The 14,630-nt window shown below is 67.7% G+C and carries 14 protein-coding genes and 1 tRNA gene; 7 read left to right on the top strand and 8 right to left on the bottom strand.

Going from position 1 to position 14,630, the window contains the following annotated elements; translation table 11 throughout:
• Positions 1-110: 110 nt before the first annotated feature.
• The 4 genes from ACIHAO_RS11760 to ACIHAO_RS11745 form a co-directional block, all read right to left on the bottom strand.
• On the bottom strand, positions 111-2,036 hold the full coding sequence (locus ACIHAO_RS11760; protein ID WP_396556963.1) for a S8 family serine peptidase: 1,926 nt from the start codon (positions 2,034-2,036) through the stop codon (positions 111-113).
• 136 nt (positions 2,037-2,172) lie between these two features.
• On the bottom strand, positions 2,173-2,550 hold the full coding sequence (locus tag ACIHAO_RS11755) for an acyl-CoA thioesterase (protein WP_396556961.1): 378 nt from the start codon (positions 2,548-2,550) through the stop codon (positions 2,173-2,175).
• A 62-nt stretch (positions 2,551-2,612) separates the two neighbouring features.
• Positions 2,613-3,800 (bottom strand): BtrH N-terminal domain-containing protein, encoded by a 1,188-nt coding sequence (locus ACIHAO_RS11750; protein WP_396556959.1) that lies wholly within the window; start codon positions 3,798-3,800, stop codon positions 2,613-2,615.
• 127 nt (positions 3,801-3,927) lie between these two features.
• The gene (locus ACIHAO_RS11745; protein WP_396556957.1) at positions 3,928-4,896 is read right to left on the bottom strand and encodes a YncE family protein; all 969 of its coding nucleotides are present in this window, start codon (positions 4,894-4,896) and stop codon (positions 3,928-3,930) included.
• A 135-nt stretch (positions 4,897-5,031) separates the two neighbouring features.
• Here ACIHAO_RS11745 and htpX point away from each other — a divergent pair, with 135 nt between their 5' ends.
• The 3 genes from htpX (at position 5,032) to ACIHAO_RS11730 (ending at position 8,597) form a co-directional block, all read left to right on the top strand.
• Positions 5,032-5,898 carry a zinc metalloprotease HtpX gene (htpX, locus tag ACIHAO_RS11740; RefSeq protein WP_396556955.1) on the top strand — a complete coding sequence of 289 codons (867 nt, stop codon included), beginning with the start codon at positions 5,032-5,034 and terminating at the stop codon, positions 5,896-5,898.
• Positions 5,899-6,206: 308 nt separating this feature from the next.
• The gene (locus ACIHAO_RS11735) at positions 6,207-7,277 is read left to right on the top strand and encodes an LLM class flavin-dependent oxidoreductase (RefSeq protein WP_396556953.1); all 1,071 of its coding nucleotides are present in this window, start codon (positions 6,207-6,209) and stop codon (positions 7,275-7,277) included.
• Between the two features lie 3 nt (positions 7,278-7,280).
• The gene (locus ACIHAO_RS11730) at positions 7,281-8,597 is read left to right on the top strand and encodes an NtaA/DmoA family FMN-dependent monooxygenase (RefSeq protein ID WP_396556951.1); all 1,317 of its coding nucleotides are present in this window, start codon (positions 7,281-7,283) and stop codon (positions 8,595-8,597) included.
• Here the strand turns inward: ACIHAO_RS11730 and rfbA are convergent.
• Positions 8,587-9,468, bottom strand: coding sequence for a glucose-1-phosphate thymidylyltransferase RfbA (rfbA, locus tag ACIHAO_RS11725; protein ID WP_396556949.1), 882 nt, complete (start codon positions 9,466-9,468; stop codon positions 8,587-8,589). The genes ACIHAO_RS11730 and rfbA overlap by 11 nt on opposite strands.
• A 51-nt stretch (positions 9,469-9,519) precedes the next feature.
• Positions 9,520-10,668: a sialidase family protein gene (locus tag ACIHAO_RS11720; RefSeq protein WP_396556947.1), complete on the bottom strand. Its 1,149-nt coding sequence runs from the start codon at positions 10,666-10,668 to the stop codon at positions 9,520-9,522.
• 183 nt (positions 10,669-10,851) lie between these two features.
• On the opposite strand from ACIHAO_RS11720, the gene ACIHAO_RS11715 reads away from it, so the two are divergent.
• From ACIHAO_RS11715 to ACIHAO_RS11705, 3 genes are read left to right on the top strand one after another with little or no spacing between them, the layout of a single operon-like run.
• Entirely contained in the window at positions 10,852-11,532 is a 681-nt protein-coding gene (locus ACIHAO_RS11715) for a hypothetical protein (protein WP_396556945.1), read from the top strand.
• Positions 11,533-11,572: 40 nt separating this feature from the next.
• Positions 11,573-12,103 (top strand): hypothetical protein, encoded by a 531-nt coding sequence (locus ACIHAO_RS11710; protein ID WP_396556943.1) that lies wholly within the window; start codon positions 11,573-11,575, stop codon positions 12,101-12,103.
• Positions 12,100-12,504 (top strand): TIR domain-containing protein, encoded by a 405-nt coding sequence (locus ACIHAO_RS11705; RefSeq protein ID WP_396556941.1) that lies wholly within the window; start codon positions 12,100-12,102, stop codon positions 12,502-12,504. The genes ACIHAO_RS11710 and ACIHAO_RS11705 overlap by 4 nt, the downstream gene beginning before the upstream one ends.
• On the opposite strand, the gene ACIHAO_RS11700 is transcribed toward ACIHAO_RS11705, so the two are convergent.
• Complete coding sequence (locus tag ACIHAO_RS11700; protein WP_396556939.1) at positions 12,495-12,986, bottom strand: YajQ family cyclic di-GMP-binding protein; 492 nt, start codon at positions 12,984-12,986, stop codon at positions 12,495-12,497. The genes ACIHAO_RS11705 and ACIHAO_RS11700 overlap by 10 nt on opposite strands.
• 119 nt (positions 12,987-13,105) lie before the next feature.
• Between ACIHAO_RS11700 and ACIHAO_RS11695 the strand changes: the two genes are divergently transcribed.
• A tRNA-Tyr gene (locus ACIHAO_RS11695) sits at positions 13,106-13,187 on the top strand.
• Positions 13,188-13,763: 576 nt separating this feature from the next.
• Here ACIHAO_RS11695 and ACIHAO_RS11690 read toward each other — a convergent pair.
• Entirely contained in the window at positions 13,764-14,393 is a 630-nt protein-coding gene (locus tag ACIHAO_RS11690) for a hypothetical protein (protein WP_396556937.1), read from the bottom strand.
• Positions 14,394-14,630 lie beyond the last annotated feature (237 nt).

The raw sequence follows: 14,630 nt of genomic DNA, 5'->3' as shown, positions 1-14,630 counted from the left end.
CCCACCGACCCCACCCCATTTGCCGCCCCCCGCGGCCGCACTACCTGGCAACCCCCCACACCCCGATCGCGCCGCTGGCCGCAAAGCGCCCAGCGGCGCTCCTCACACCGTCAAGAAACCACCAACGCGTAATCCGCGTCCGTCGCCGATGTCTCCGGGTGACCGTCGGCGTTCACCTGCGTCGCCACGACCTCCACCGTCCAAGTCCCCGCGGCCGGCTTTTCGAGGATGACGTTCTCCACCGTGTCGACGGTGTTCGGCGAGCCGCCCGCGGTCGAGAAGTTGCCCGCCTTCAGCCCGTTGTTGCCGTAGTAGACCGTCCCGTTCGGCGCGGTGACCTTCAGCGTCAGGTCGTTGACCCTGGTGACCGACGCGCTCGGCGAGCCGGCCGGGTCGGTGTAGGCCAGCGTCGCCTTGAACTGCTTGGTGCCGTTCACCGCGACCGTGTACTTCTTCGACTGCCCGGTGCCCAGCAGATCGGTCTCGTTGACCAGCACCGGCAGTTTCCACCCGTTCGCCTTGGCCTGTTCGTGCAGGTACCGCACGTTCGCGGTGCCCCAGCCCTGATGTGTCCTGGTCATGTCGTGCGAGGTGCCGCTGAACGCGAACTGGTCGGCGCCGTTGATCAGCAGCGCCTTCGCGGTCGCGGCGTGCGGGCGGCTCGTGAAGACGTCGCGGCCCTTGCCGGGGCCGCCGTCGAACACGCCGTCGGCCCACATCTGGAACAGCAGACCGGCGTTTCCACAGGTGATCGGCGTCGCACCGCTCGTGCCGCCGAACGACGTCGTGTACGAGGTGTCGCTGCCGGAAGACGTCGTGTCGATCCGGTCGTAGTAGTTCGACAGTTCCGGTTTGATCCGGCCGTCGGCGGCCGGGCCGATGCTGGCGCCGCCGTTCCACTTGTCGTCGGTGCGGCCCAGCGTGTTGTAGTGGTACTGCCCGCCGACCGAAAGCACGTTCTTCGACCAGGCCTGCGGCCGCGACTGCTGGCTGCCCGCGTTGCTCTGCGACTGGCAGATCAGCAGGTCATGGTCGAAGACGATTTTGTCGAGCTCGGCCGAAACCGAGTTGTACGCCGTCGTCAGCCCGCCGCCCCAGCTGTTGCTCTGGAACACCGCGCGGTACTTGCCCGCCGGGTCGACCAGTTCCTTGGTGTGCGCGTAGCGGTCAGGCTTGTTGTAGGTGGCGAAGATGCCTTGGGCCTCGGGCAGCAGTCCGCGCTGAGGCGCGCTCACGCCGGACGCGAAGATCTGGCCGTACGTCGAAGTGCCGTGGCTGGTGCTGGTCGAGTTCGAGCCGTGCAGCACCGTCGGCCGCGCCTTGAACTCCTGGTGGGTGACCCGCAGCCCGCCGTCCATCACCTCACCGCGCACACCCTGGCCGCGGTAGCCGCCGACACTCTCGATGAAGTTCGCGCCCCCGCTCTCCCTGGCGTTGGCCATGTCGGTTTCGGGGGCGGTGATCGCGCCGACCGCGAGCACCTCGGCCCCCTGCGCCACGGTGGCGGCCTGACCGGAGCCGAGGTTCGCGACGATGTGCTGGCCGCTCTGCGAAATGGCCTCGATGCCACCGCCGAGCCGCAGGATCCGCTCGGCCACCGCGCGCTGGTCCCGCGCGTCCGGTTCGACCAGCGTCACCAGGTGACTGCCCGCCGCGGCCGGCGAGATCTCCATCTTGTCGGCAGGCCGGTATTCGCCGAGCCAGCGGACGAAATTCAAATCCGCCACCGATTCGCGGTTCTCCGGCTTCAGTCGCACCACGTAGGCGAAATCGGGAATGTAGGTCCCGATTCGCACGCCGAGTGAACGCAAACGCCCGCGCTGCGCGTCGGTCAGCGCGCTCCGGACCTGGAGCAGATAGGCGCCATTCCAGTCCTGGCTCGCGGCCGTCCGCTGACTGAGCGGATCGAAGGTCCTGCTGGCCAGCCTGATGAACTGGGGGTCTTCGCCGTCAGGGGCGGCGACGGCCACCCCGCTGGTCAAGAGCATCGCGCCGACCAAGGGCGCGAGAAAGCGGACACACTTCGGCCGTGGCATGAAATACCTCCGGGGAGCTCTGCAGGGGAGAGAGGTCTTTCGAAGGTACCGGCCGAAAGCCGTCATGATCAGCCGCTGAACGGCTCAGTCGTTTTCCGGTATTACGGGAAATGGAGCATAAACGGTTAAAAACTGATCAGGAAGCCTCGTCGATCGTCCCGCTGAACCGCGTCAGCCGCTCGTTTTCCTCGTCGTCGAGGCGCCGGACGCTGCCTTCGGGCAGGGTGCACGCGACCCAGATGGTGCGGCAGCGCGCGTAGACGGCCCGTTCGTCGCGCAGCCTGCTGTTCACCACGACGTCACAGGTCCCGATCCGCCCGACCACGGTCTCCATCTCGACCGCGTTGTCGCGGAAAGTCAGTCTGCGCAGGTAGCTGACGTTGTGTTTCGCGATCAGATACGCCGGCCCCTTGGTGCGGAACACGTGTTCGCGCCGGGGGGCGAGCATCGCGACCTGGGTTTGGATCTCGGGAGCGGGACGCGCACTGGTCGTCCCCAGCGGATGTGCGTGCACGAAGTGGATCTTCAACGATCGCGGGGTGTTCCGGCCGCGCGGCGCACGGACACCGGTCCGGTTCACTCCATCAGGGCTTCGGAGAGCTCGCGGATCGCGGCCGTCTCGGCGGTGTGGATGTCCCGGATCATCGTGCCCATCGTGCCGAACAGTTCGCGTGCTTCGACCTCGGTGAACGGCGACTCGTCGTTGTGGTGCGCGCGCAGTTTCCACAGCTCCGCACCGGCCGCCGCGGCCGCGTCCTGCCCAGCGTCGCCCTCGCGGACACCGGCCGAGACGGTGCTGATCAGCCCGCGCACCCAGGCGAACTCCGCGTTCGACGCGGGAACCGCCGTCTCGGCCAGTTCGGCCCACCGTTCGGCGATCCCGCGCCAGGTCGGCGCCTGTTCGGCCAGCGCGGGGAGTTCGAGCAGGACGGCGGCCTCGGTGAGCGCGTCGGCGAACAGCCCGCGCAGATGCCCGCCCTCCATCCCGGCCGGGGTGACGCTCTCCCAGACGTTGAACAGCGCCCCGACGAGCCCGCGCCGCTCGCCGAACGCACGCGGCCAGCCCTTGGGATCGCGTTCGTCGGTCATCGCCTTCGCCCAGCGCTCCCACGCGGGCAGCGAGAACGATTTCGACGGCGCCGAGAGGTTCCGCACGCAGTCCGTGAGCCCGTCGCGCACGGCCGTCCGCCAGTCCGGGACCTCGCCGGGCCGGATCGTCGCGAGCAGGTTCTTGTACGAGCCGACACGGCCGCGCGCGGCGTCGAACGTCTTCCGGTCGACCGTCAGCCGGGCGAGATTCCGGTCGTTGACGAGCACGCGGCCGTCCTCTTCGCCGTACGCGACGACGAAGTGGCCGCCACCGCCGGACAGCTCCGGCGGCAGATGCCAGTAGCCGAGCGACTCACGGTCGGGCAGCACGAGCACCGGCCGCCCCGCTTCGAGGTCGGCGGTGAGCCGTTTCGCGGCGGCACGTTTGCCGCCGGTGGTGTGGAAGTCGGCGCCGAGCCCGAGACGGTCCACTGTGGACTTGAGCCATTCGTGCGGGTACTGCCAGCGCGCGCGGAAACCGAACACGATGGTCGACATCGTCTCGTGCGCGAAGTCCCACAGGATGTAGCCCGCCCCGATCCCGCCGGACACGGCGAAGACCAGCGCCTCGCCGGGCGCCTTGCCGTCGGGGCCTTCGACACCGTGATGCGCCAGTACCGCGGCCACCGCCGACACGTCCGGTTGCAGCCCGCCACGCAGTTCGTACTCGCTCACCCCGCCATCATGCCCGCTCCGGCCACGTGCGTGGTGAGGTTGCCGTCCACCCGATCACGCGTGCCGTCCACTCAGTCACGCGTGACGTCCGCCCGATCACGCGAACCCGCCATTTCGGTACAGGTACTCAGAAGTCCCTGATCAAGGAAACCCTGCCGCGCAAGGGATCCGCCACGTACACCGTTTTGGTGCGCTGGTCGATCGCGACCGCGCCGGGGTTCACGCCGAGTGACAGGTCGCCGGTGAGCAGGCTCGTCACCCCGTCGATCCTGGCGATGCCGTTCGGTCCCCCGTTGGAGTACACCGTGTTCGATCCTTCGTGGACCGCCACCGACGAAGACTCCGAGCGCAACAGCACGGTCGCCTTCTCCTTGCGTACGCCCGGATCCACGACGGACAGATGATGGATCGCCGAATTCGCGACGAACACCGTCCCGGACGCGCTGTGCACGGCGACCCCGGTCGGCGACTTGCCGACCGGGATACCGCCGATGAACTTCCCCGCGCCGATGTCGAAGACCTCCAGCGAGTCCGTGTCCGTGCTGGTGCAGTACGCGAGCTTGCGGCCGCTGTCGACCGCTGTCGACGACAGCCCTCGCGTGGGCCCGGGGGCGAGGTCCAGCAGGCGGCAGCCGACGCCGTCGAGGACGGCGAGCGTCCCGGTGAGCGCGGAGACCGCGTAGATGCGGTTCGCCCGCTCGTCGATGTCGACACTGGACGCTCCAGGGCCGGCAGGCACCACACTGACGACGTCGTTGGTCCGGCCGTCGATGACGAGGACGGTCCCGCCGGGCGGGTTCGCGGCGAAGACCCGGTTGGTCGCCGTGTCCACGGCCAGCCCGGCGGGCTCGCCGCCCACCGGGATCACGTCGCCGACGGTGCCGCTGCGTGAATCGAGCACCACGATCGTGCCGGTGGAGGGGTCCGAGACGTACGCGAAGCCGGTGACGGAATTCACCGCGATCGCCTCCGGAGTGCCCCCGACCTCGACGAGAAGTACTTTCTCCGCTCGGGCCGCCGGGGCGAGGGCGACCGTGGAAACGCCGGCCGCGGCCAGCGTGAACAGGGCTCGGCGGCTCAGTTCGGGTCCTCGCACAGGCGCCTCCCCATGATCGCTCCGGGGTTCGACGATAACCCGCGAACCGGGCACGCGAAGGAACTTCGCGTCCCCCGATCGCGTTGTTTCCGATGAGTAACCCCCAATCCCCGGAGAAGGAAGGAGCGGGACGTCGTGCACAAACACCAGAACGGGCTGAAGACCGTCGTCCTGCTCGGCGTGCTGTCCGCGCTCATCGTCGGCATCAGCGGCTTCTTCGGGCGGGGTGCGCTGGTCATCGGCCTGCTGGTGGCGCTCGGGATGAACGCGTACGCCTACTTCAACTCCGGCAAACTGGCTCTGCGGGCCATGCGCGCGCGGGCGGTTTCGGAGGCCGAGCAGCCGGCGATGTACCGGATCGTGCGGGAGCTGGCGACCACGGCGCGTCAGCCGATGCCGCGGCTCTACATCAGCCCCACCCAGGCCCCGAACGCCTTCGCCACCGGCCGCAGCCCCCGCCACGCGGCGGTGTGCTGCACCACCGGCATCCTCGGCCTGCTCGACGAGCGCGAACTGCGGGCCGTGCTCGGGCACGAACTGTCGCATGTCTACAACCGCGACATCCTCATCTCCTGCGTCGCGGGGGCGCTGGCGAGCGTGATCAGCGTGATCGCCAACATCGCGATGTTCACGAGCATCTTCGGCGGCAGCAACCGCGAAGACGGCGACAGCCCCTTCGTCGGGCTGCTCCTGGTGCTGATCGGGCCGATCGCGGCCGCCATCGTGAAGCTCGGGGTGAGCCGCTCGCGGGAATTCCAGGCCGACGCGTCGGGCGCGGAACTCACCGGCGACCCGCTCGGCCTTGCTTCCGCGCTGCGGAAACTCGACAGGGGAACCCGCGCGGCGCCGCTCGTTCCGGAGCCGAAGCTGGTGTCGCAGTCGCACCTCATGATCGCGAACCCGTTCCGGCCGGGCGAGGGCCTCTCGAAGCTCTTCTCGACCCACCCGCCGATGGACGAACGCATCCGGCGCCTCGAAGAGATGGCCCGGCGCCCCTTCTGACCAGGCGGATCGCGTTTAGGGGGCGAAACGCGACGCCCCTCGGGATCGCGATTAGGGGGCGAAACGCGACGCCCCGCCAGAGCGCGTTTAGCCCCCTAAACGCGACCCCTGCCAGAGCGCGTTTAGCCCGCTAAACGCGACGCATCACCCGGATCGCGATTAGCCCGCTAAACGCGCTCCGCCCCCCAGATCGCGATTAGGGGGCGAAACGCAAGTCGGCCCCGGAGCGCAGTTAGCGGGCTAAACGCGATCCGGTTCCCACCTCGTGGGAGGGGGAATCGAGGGGTGCGCGCGGGGGTTCCCCGGGCATGGGTTCCGCACAGCAGTTGCACCTCGGGGTCGCGCTCGACGGGGCCGGGCAGCATCCGGCCGCCTGGCGGGTTTCCGACGTCCGACCGGCCGCCTTGTTCACCGCCGCCCACTACCTGGCTCACGCGAAGCTCGCCGAAGCGGCTTCGCTCGACTTCGTCACCCTCGACGACACCCTCGCGCTCCAGTCCGGAGGCGAAGAGGTCGTCCGAGGCCGACTGGACGCGTTGCTCACCTTCGCCGCGATAGCCCCCGTGACCAGCGGGATCGGCCTCGTCCCGACGGTCACCACCACGCACACCGAGCCGTTCCACATCTCGACGGCCGTCGCTTCGCTCGACTTCGCGAGCCGCGGCCGCGCAGGCGTCCTCGCGGTGCCTTCGCGCACCGAAGCCGAGGTCGCGCACTTCGGGAGGCGCACCCTGCCGTCCGAGGCGGACGCCGAAGCGGAGAACGCCGAGGTCGTCGACGTCATCGCGCGACTCTGGGACAGCTGGGAGGACGGCGCGATCATCCGCGACGAGCCGACCGGCCGCTTCATCGGCCGCGAGAAACTGCACTACGTCGATTTCGAAGGCCGCTTCTTCAGCATCAAGGGACCTTCGATCACGCCGCGTCCGCCCCAAGGCCACCCGGTCGTCGCGGTGTACGGCGACTCGCCCTACGCGCATGGCGCCGACGTCGTCCTGATCGACGAGATCCGCGGCGTCCGCGAGCGTTTCCCCGACGCCAAACTTCTCGCCGGCCTGTCGATCGTGCTCGCCGAAACCGAGCAGGCCGCCCTAGACCGCCGTCGCGCGCTGGAGGCCTACGCGCCCTTCCCGCACAGCCTGAGCTTCACCGGCACTCCCACCGACCTCGCCACCGAACTGCCACGCCTCGCGGCGTCCAACGGACTCGACGGCTTCCACATCCGGCCCGCTGTCCTACCCGACGACCTGGCGCTCTTCACCGCCGAGACCGTCCCCGCACTTCGAGCCGCGGGCGCGTTCCGGCAGGCCTACACCGGCACCACCCTGCGCGACCATCTCGGCCTCGGGGTCGCCGCCAACCAGTACGCGGAGGCGTGACAGATGCCCAAACAGGTCAAACTCGCCGCACATTTCCCCGGCGTCAACAACACGACCGTGTGGAGCGACCCGCGTTCGGGTAGCCAAATCGACTTTTCGTCCTTCGAGCATCTCGCGCGCACGGCCGAGCGGGGCAAGTTCGACTTCCTGTTCCTCGCCGAGGGTCTGCGTCTGCGCGAACACGCCGGCCAGATCCTCGACTCCGACGTCGTCGGGCGGCCGAACACCACCACCGTGCTGGCCGCGCTCTCCGCGGTCACCACCCGGCTCGGCCTCGCGGGCACGCTGTCCTCGACCTTCAACGAGCCGTACGAGGTCGCGCGGCAGGTCGCGAGCATCGACCACCTCTCCGGCGGTCGTGCCGCGTGGAACGTCGTCACCTCACCGGACGCGTGGACGGGACAGAACTTCCGCCGCGGCGGCTTCCTGAAACGCGAGGACCGCTACCGTCGCGCCGAAGAGTTCCTCGCGACCGTGCGGGAACTCTGGGACAGCTGGGCGTCCGACGCGTTGGTGGGGGACAAGGAGAACGGCGTCTTCGCGCGGGGCATCGAGCGCTTTGTCCACAGTGGACCGCAGTTCGACATCCGCGGCGAGTTCACCGTCCCGAGGACCCCACAGGGGCAGCCGATCGTCATCCAGGCAGGCGATTCCGACGAGGGCAGGGAGTTCGCGGCCAAGACCGCCGACGTCATCTTCAGCCGCCACGGTTCACTGGAGAGCGGCAGGGAGTTCTTCGCCGACGTCAAGCGACGGCTGCCCGCGTACGGCCGTGAGCCCGGCGAGCTGCTGATCATGCCCGCCGCGACCTTCGTCCTCGGCGACACCGAGGAGGACGCGCACGAGTACGCCCGCGAGATCCGCTACCAGCAGGTGCGCCCGGCCACCGCGATCCAGTTCCTCGAACAGGTGTGGAGCCGCGACCTGTCCGCCTACGACGCCGACGGTCCGCTCCCCGAGGTCGACCCGGATCCCGACGCCGAACCGCTGACCTGGGGTCGCGTCCGGCACGAGAAGGATCCGCTGGCCGTGGCCGCGAAATGGCGCGCGATCGCGGAGGAGAAGAAGCTCTCGATCCGCGAACTGGTCATCGAGGTGACCGCGCGCCAGCAGTTCGTCGGCACCGCCCGGCAGGTCGCGGAGTCGATCGACGAATACGTCCAGAGCGACGCCGCCGACGGATTCGTGCTGGTGCCGCATCTGACCCCTGGCGGGCTGGACGCGTTCGTCGACGACGTCGTCCCGCATCTGCGGGAACGGGGTGTCTTCCGGACCGACTACACCGGAGACACCCTGCGGGAGCATTTGTTCAGCCGGTAGCGCCCTGGGTGCGCGCGACGTTCATCAGATATTCGCCGTAGCCGGACTTCGCCAGCTTGGCGCCGAGCGCGTAGCACTGGTCCGCGTCGATGAAGCCCATTCGCAGCGCGACCTCCTCCAGGCAGGCGATCCGGACGCCCGTCCGGTGCTCGAGGACCTGCACGAACTGGCCCGCCTCCAGCAGCGAGTCGTGCGTTCCGGTGTCGAGCCAGGCGAATCCGCGCCCGAGATCGATCAGGGTCGCGCGATCCTGCCGCAGGTAGGTGAGGTTGACGTCCGTGATCTCCAGCTCACCGCGAGGGGAGGGCTTGAGGTCGCGGGCGATCTCGATCACCTGGTTGTCGTAGAAGTACAGGCCGGTGATGGCCTTGTTCGACTTCGGCTTCTCGGGTTTCTCCTCGATGGAAAGGAGCTTGCCGTCGGCGTCGATCTCGCCGACGCCGTAGCGCTGCGGGTCCTTGACCGGGTAGCCGAACAGCACGCAACCGTCGAGCGCGGTCGCCGCGGCCTGGAGCCTGCTGGAGAACCCCTGGCCGTAGAAGATGTTGTCGCCGAGCACAAGCGCGACGTCGTCATCGCCGACGAAGTCCGCGCCGATGACGAACGCCTCGGCCAGCCCGTTGGGGGCGGCCTGTTCGGCGTAGCTGAAGCTGAGCCCGAACTGGCTGCCGTCGCCGAGCAACCGGCGGAAATGCGGCAGGTCGACGGGGGTCGAGATGATCAGGATCTCGCGGATCCCGGCGAACATCAGCACCGAGATCGGGTAGTAGATCATCGGTTTGTCGTAGACCGGTAGCAGCTGTTTCGAGATCGCCTGGGTGATGGGATGCAGACGCGTCCCACTGCCCCCGGCCAGCACGATGCCCTTCATGCGATGCCCCCGCTTCGTAGCCGATCGCTCGGCCTCACACTACCGGGTGGCTCAGAACGCCGGTCCCTTCGCGAAATACGCCTTGCAGCCGAGGTTGTACTCGGTGGAGATCTGCAACACATTCTTTCCACCGTCGACCGGCAGCAGCGTCGAGCTGTAGTTGGGGCAGAAGTTGTTGTGGATCCCGGTGATGTGCACCGGCGCCGGCAGCTCGTACCAGTGCCCGGCGCCGAAATCGTCGTTGGCGAGCAGGACCTTGCCGTTCTCGCCCTGCGGGACACCGGCCGCGTCGGTGTAGATCTGCCCGACCATCACCAGCCGCACCCCGTTCGGGCCGCCGGGGAACAGCGTGATCGTCTGGGCGTGCTGGAAGTAGTTGCCGTTGGCGGTGGTGACGCGGGTGCCGGGGTCGAGGGGGTCGCCCCAGTTGGCGCCGTCGGAGGAGATCTTGAAGTACGGGTCGCAGTAGCGGTCGCGGTAGTTGCAGATCTCGTAGGCCAGGTAGTACCGGCCGTCGGGGAGCCGGCGGATGATCGGCATCCCCGGCCGCACCCGATGGGGTGGGATGGCCATCGTGCGCTGCTTGGTGCCCCAGTTCACCCCGTCGGTGGAGGCGACCCGGTTCATCACCTGCGCGAACTGCGGCGCCTCGGTCTCGTCGGCGTAGTGCAGCCACAGTGTGCCGCCCGCGTCGACGGTGAACTCCGGCTCCCAGATGCCGTCGTGGTTGTGCGAGCGGGCGGCCTCGGAAAGGAAGGACCAGGTGCGGCCGGCGTCACGGCTGGACCAGATCTTGATGCCGATCCGCCGCTGCGGCCCGGCGTCCTGCCGGTAGCTCGCGGCCCACAGCAGGGTGCCCGCGCGAAGCCTGCCGACCCGCTGCGGCAGCTCGTACAGCGTCCCGCAACACATGCCGCGGCGGCCGTCCCGGTCGCGGACCTCGCCGACCTTGCGGAAGGTCTGGCCCTCGTCGGTGCTCTCCATGATCGGCGTGAACTTGCCGCTCGCGTCTTCGCTGGTCAGCGACGCCAGGATGCGGCCGCGGCCGATGGAGGAGTGTTCCAGGCGGATGAGCCGCGGGTACGAGCCGTAGCCGGGCACGAGCTGTTGCCGTTCCGCGGCCTGCGCGGAGGTGAACAGGGACGCGATCACCGTGAGTGACAGCGCGAAGGCGAGTGCGGTGCTGAAACGGCGCTTCATCGTGACCTTCCTCGAACGCGATCGCCGGATTACAACACGGGCATTTGTCCCTTTAGGACTCTCTCGAAGGCGTCGCGGCGGAAACCCACGTCCGAGTGTCCTGAATCGCTCGGCCGGGTGGTCCGGTAACGCTGGGCTATCGGCCGACGAAGATCCGATGACGGGTTCGACTGGGGGAATTACGTGATCAGGCGCATGGGCGCGGCGTTGAGTGCCGCGCTGCTGACCATCGGACTGGCGGCCTGCTCGCCGCCGAACCTGGGCCGTGTCGTCCCGCAGGCGGCCGCTCCGGAAGGACTGCGCACACCTTCGGCGACCCCGCCGCCGACGTCCACCACCACCCCGCGGCCCGGCCCGCAGCCGGAGGAGAAGCACTCGGGCAAGGGAAACGCGTCGGTCCCCATGGCCTGGCCGATGCGCATCGGCTTCGTGACCTTCGACTGCCCGAAATGTTCCGGGCACGTCGCGGTCAACACCGAGAACGAGCTGATCGTCAACGACGTCGGCCCGTACAAGGGCACGCAATGGATCAACGACATGCCCGACCACCAGGCGAAGACGTTCACCGTCAAGGCCAACGCCGCCTGGACGCTGACCATCACCGACGAACGCGGCCTGCCCGTACTGCAGCCGGGCAAACCGCTCTCGGGCAAGCGCGACGCGGTCTTCTCCGTGCCGGACGCCGTCTCGACGGTCGCCGTCACCACCAAGGGCAACGGGAACACGGCGGTGTGGGTGCGCAGCGGCGACTACGCGGAGCTCCCCGTGAACCAGCTCGGCGATTACAAGGGCAGCGTGCCCGTGTCCGGCCCGGCCTTCGTGTCGCTGGAAGGCGACGGGACCTGGACGATCACCGCGTCGTAGACCTTGGAGAGTGCCGCCGTCTTGAGGCAGACTTGGCGCTGTGGTGGGACGAGCGGCGACCGTGATCTCGATCGTCCGAGCGGGCCGTGAAGTGCGAGCGGCGGAAGCGAAGCCCGAGGGGCCGACCGCCGACGCGCTGGACAAGGAGCAGCTGGACCAGCTGCACGCGGCCACTTTGAAGGCGGCCGACTCTTGTTTCGAACTCAAGAAGCTGTGCGCGACGGTGCTCGTCCCCGCGGGGATTCTGGTCGCCACCTTCAGTGAGAGGAAGCTGAATCCGGCAGTTTTCGTCGCGGGCTTCATGGTCATCGCGGCCTTCTGGGTCGCCGACGCGTTCAGCTTCTACTACCAAAGACGGCTTCGGGTGCTCATGAAAGACATCTGGAACCGGCGTGCCGAGCGCTGCGCGGAGGGCTACGACCACATTCAAAAGGTGACCGGGGTGAGCTGGCTCCGAGCCGTCTTCAACTCCTCGATGATCTATTACCTGATCCTCGCGGTGATGGTCGGAGCGGCGCTGGCAGCGTACGCGTTCGGGCTTCTCGGGACCGGTCCGGGAGGCCACCCATGAACGTGTTCGTGAGCTACTCTCGCGCCGACAACTCGCTGGAGCAGCTGGAGGCGCTCCGTGCTCGACTGGCCGGGGACGCTGACGTCTACGTGGATGACCTCGACTGGGCGGCGTCAGGGGGCGATCGGGCTGATGCCGTTCAACGCGAACTGGCGCGTGCATCGGTTTTCGTCGCTGTGGTCAGTGTCACCTATGGGAAGACCCCGTGGACAGCTTGGGAATTCGACGTCGCCTTGATGCGGGGAATCCCGAAGCTCGCCTACCTGCCCGACGGCAGGCTCGTAGATGAACGATCGGATGAGTGGCCGTTCGTTCCGTCGGCTCTGTCCGAAAACGTGCTGTCCGTGCCGACCGCGGATACTTCCCACGAGTACCCGCGGTCGGCACCGGATCAGCGGTAGTTCGTGAACTGCAGCGCGATCTCGAAATCCTTGCCCTTCAGCAAGGCGATCACGTCCTGCAGCTGGTCCTTCTTCTTGCCGGACACCCGCAGCTGGTCGCCCTGGATCTGCGCCTGGACACCCTTGGGGCCTTCGTCGCGGATGAACTTGGCGATCTGCTTCGCCTTGTCCGACGCGATCCCCTGCAGGATCTTGCCGCCGACCTTGTAGATCTTGCCGGACAGCGCCGGCTCGTCCGCCTCGAAGGCCTTGAGGGAGATGCCGCGCTTGATCAGCTTCTCCTTGAAGACCTCGACCGCCGCCAGCGCCCGCTCCTCGGTCTCGGACTCGATCGTGATCGCTTCCTCGCCGGACCAGTCGATCTTGGTCCCGGTACCCCGGAAGTCGAACCGCGTACCGAGTTCCTTGCTGGCCTGGTTCAGGGCGTTGTCCACCTCCTGGCGATCGACCTTGCTCACCACGTCGAAAGAGGGATCCGCCACGTGTTCTCACACCTCGTACTCGCTTGTCAGGAGCTTCCACCCTAGCCCTGCGGAACCCGGTTGACCGGCCCGCCACGGCATTGGGTATTCTTTCGTCTCGGCCGGGGACACCCGGTCACGGCGAGTTGCCCGAGCGGCCAAAGGGATCTGACTGTAAATCAGACGGCACAGCCTTCGGGGGTTCGAATCCCTCACTCGCCACACCAGCAAGATCGGCCCGGTGACCAGTAAGAACAGGTCACCGGGCCGATCTTGTGTTATCCGGCTGTGTACGGCTGTAGCCGGGTTTGCAGGTCAATCCACGGGCGCATTGCGGGCGCAGGCCCTCTCAGGTCCTGCTGTGGGCGCGTTCGAGCTTCTGGAGGGCCGTCACCTCTCCGCCTGATCGGCACTTGGCGTAGACGCGCAGGAGCGCAGCCAGGCTGTGTCCGGCCCACTTCGCGACCTGGGTGGGTTCCACGTCGTTGTTGAGCCATGTCGACACGGCCGCGTGACGGAGGTCGTACGGTCGTTGCCGAGTGGACCAGCAATCACCTCAGGCGTGAATACCGCCGCGCGAGCAGCCGCCCATACTCGTCCGTAAACAGAGCTGCTCAGCCGCCCACCGTCACGCACACCACGGACGAGACGACCGGCTGGCGCGGTGCCGAAGATCACTACGTGCGCGTACAGCAGCGCGGTCAGCTCCGAGGCGCAGGGGGGACTCGCCGACTTGCCCCACGTTCCGGTGCTTAGGTTTGAACTGGGTGAACGCCCTGGTCAGAGCCCTTCCTGTGCTCACCTGCGCCCCCGCTGGAACTGGAACCATCTTTTGGGCGCGGGCGACGGTGCAGCGTTGCCTAGTGTGGATTTTGATGCTTCCTGCTCGGCTAGGAGGGCCAGCATCGGGTGCCCTGCGGGGAGGCGGATGTGGTCTGGGTATGCCACCGGGTGCAGAGCCTCGCGCGCCATTTCGATGAGGCGGTGCGCGGGCTCAGCGACTTCCAAGGCGCCCGACGGGAGGTCCTTCGTTTCGTCATAGCCAAGCGCCCGGTAGCTCCCCTCCATGATGCGCAGATCGTTCACGGTGCGGAAGCCCATATGCACCCTGAGCCATGGTTTCGGGTCGAGGATGGCAGCGATGTCGCCACGCAGTTCAATCCAAATGGAAGTATCGGGGACGGCGAGGTTATCCGGCCACAACCGTTTGTTCTTCCTGACCGAAAAATTGAGGAGCGCTAGGGCCTCCATCAACGCGGAATCGAGGACGCGTGCACTCCGCATGGCCTGTGCCCGCTCGCTTCTAGCGTCTTGCTCAAGCTGGAATGCCTGCCGCTTTCGCTCGACTCCGTGCGCTGACCACCTTGTGACGAGAGCGCCCGTGACGGCGCCGAGGAGACCGGCCAAGGCGATCAGCAAGGGAGTCATCGGCACAGCTAAGCACCGAAGCACCGCCGCCTCCCAAGCGGCGCGTTAGCGGTTTGCCACTGAGAGCCTCGCCTCAGTGCATCCGCACTCACGGGCGCACGGGACACGGAATACAAATCATGTCTAGTCAGGGTGTCGCAGTCGTCCCTGTAAATCAGACGGCACAGCCTTTGGGGGGGGGGGGGGGGGGGGGGGGGGGGCCGACTCCAACTCCAAACCGAGCCCCCCGGGAGAGGC

Source organism: Amycolatopsis sp. NPDC052450, assembly GCF_044547565.1.
Classification (GTDB): Bacteria; Actinomycetota; Actinomycetes; order Mycobacteriales; family Pseudonocardiaceae; genus Amycolatopsis.
Note: the sequence above shows the minus strand (reverse complement) of the source record. Positions and strands in the feature narration are given on the sequence as shown.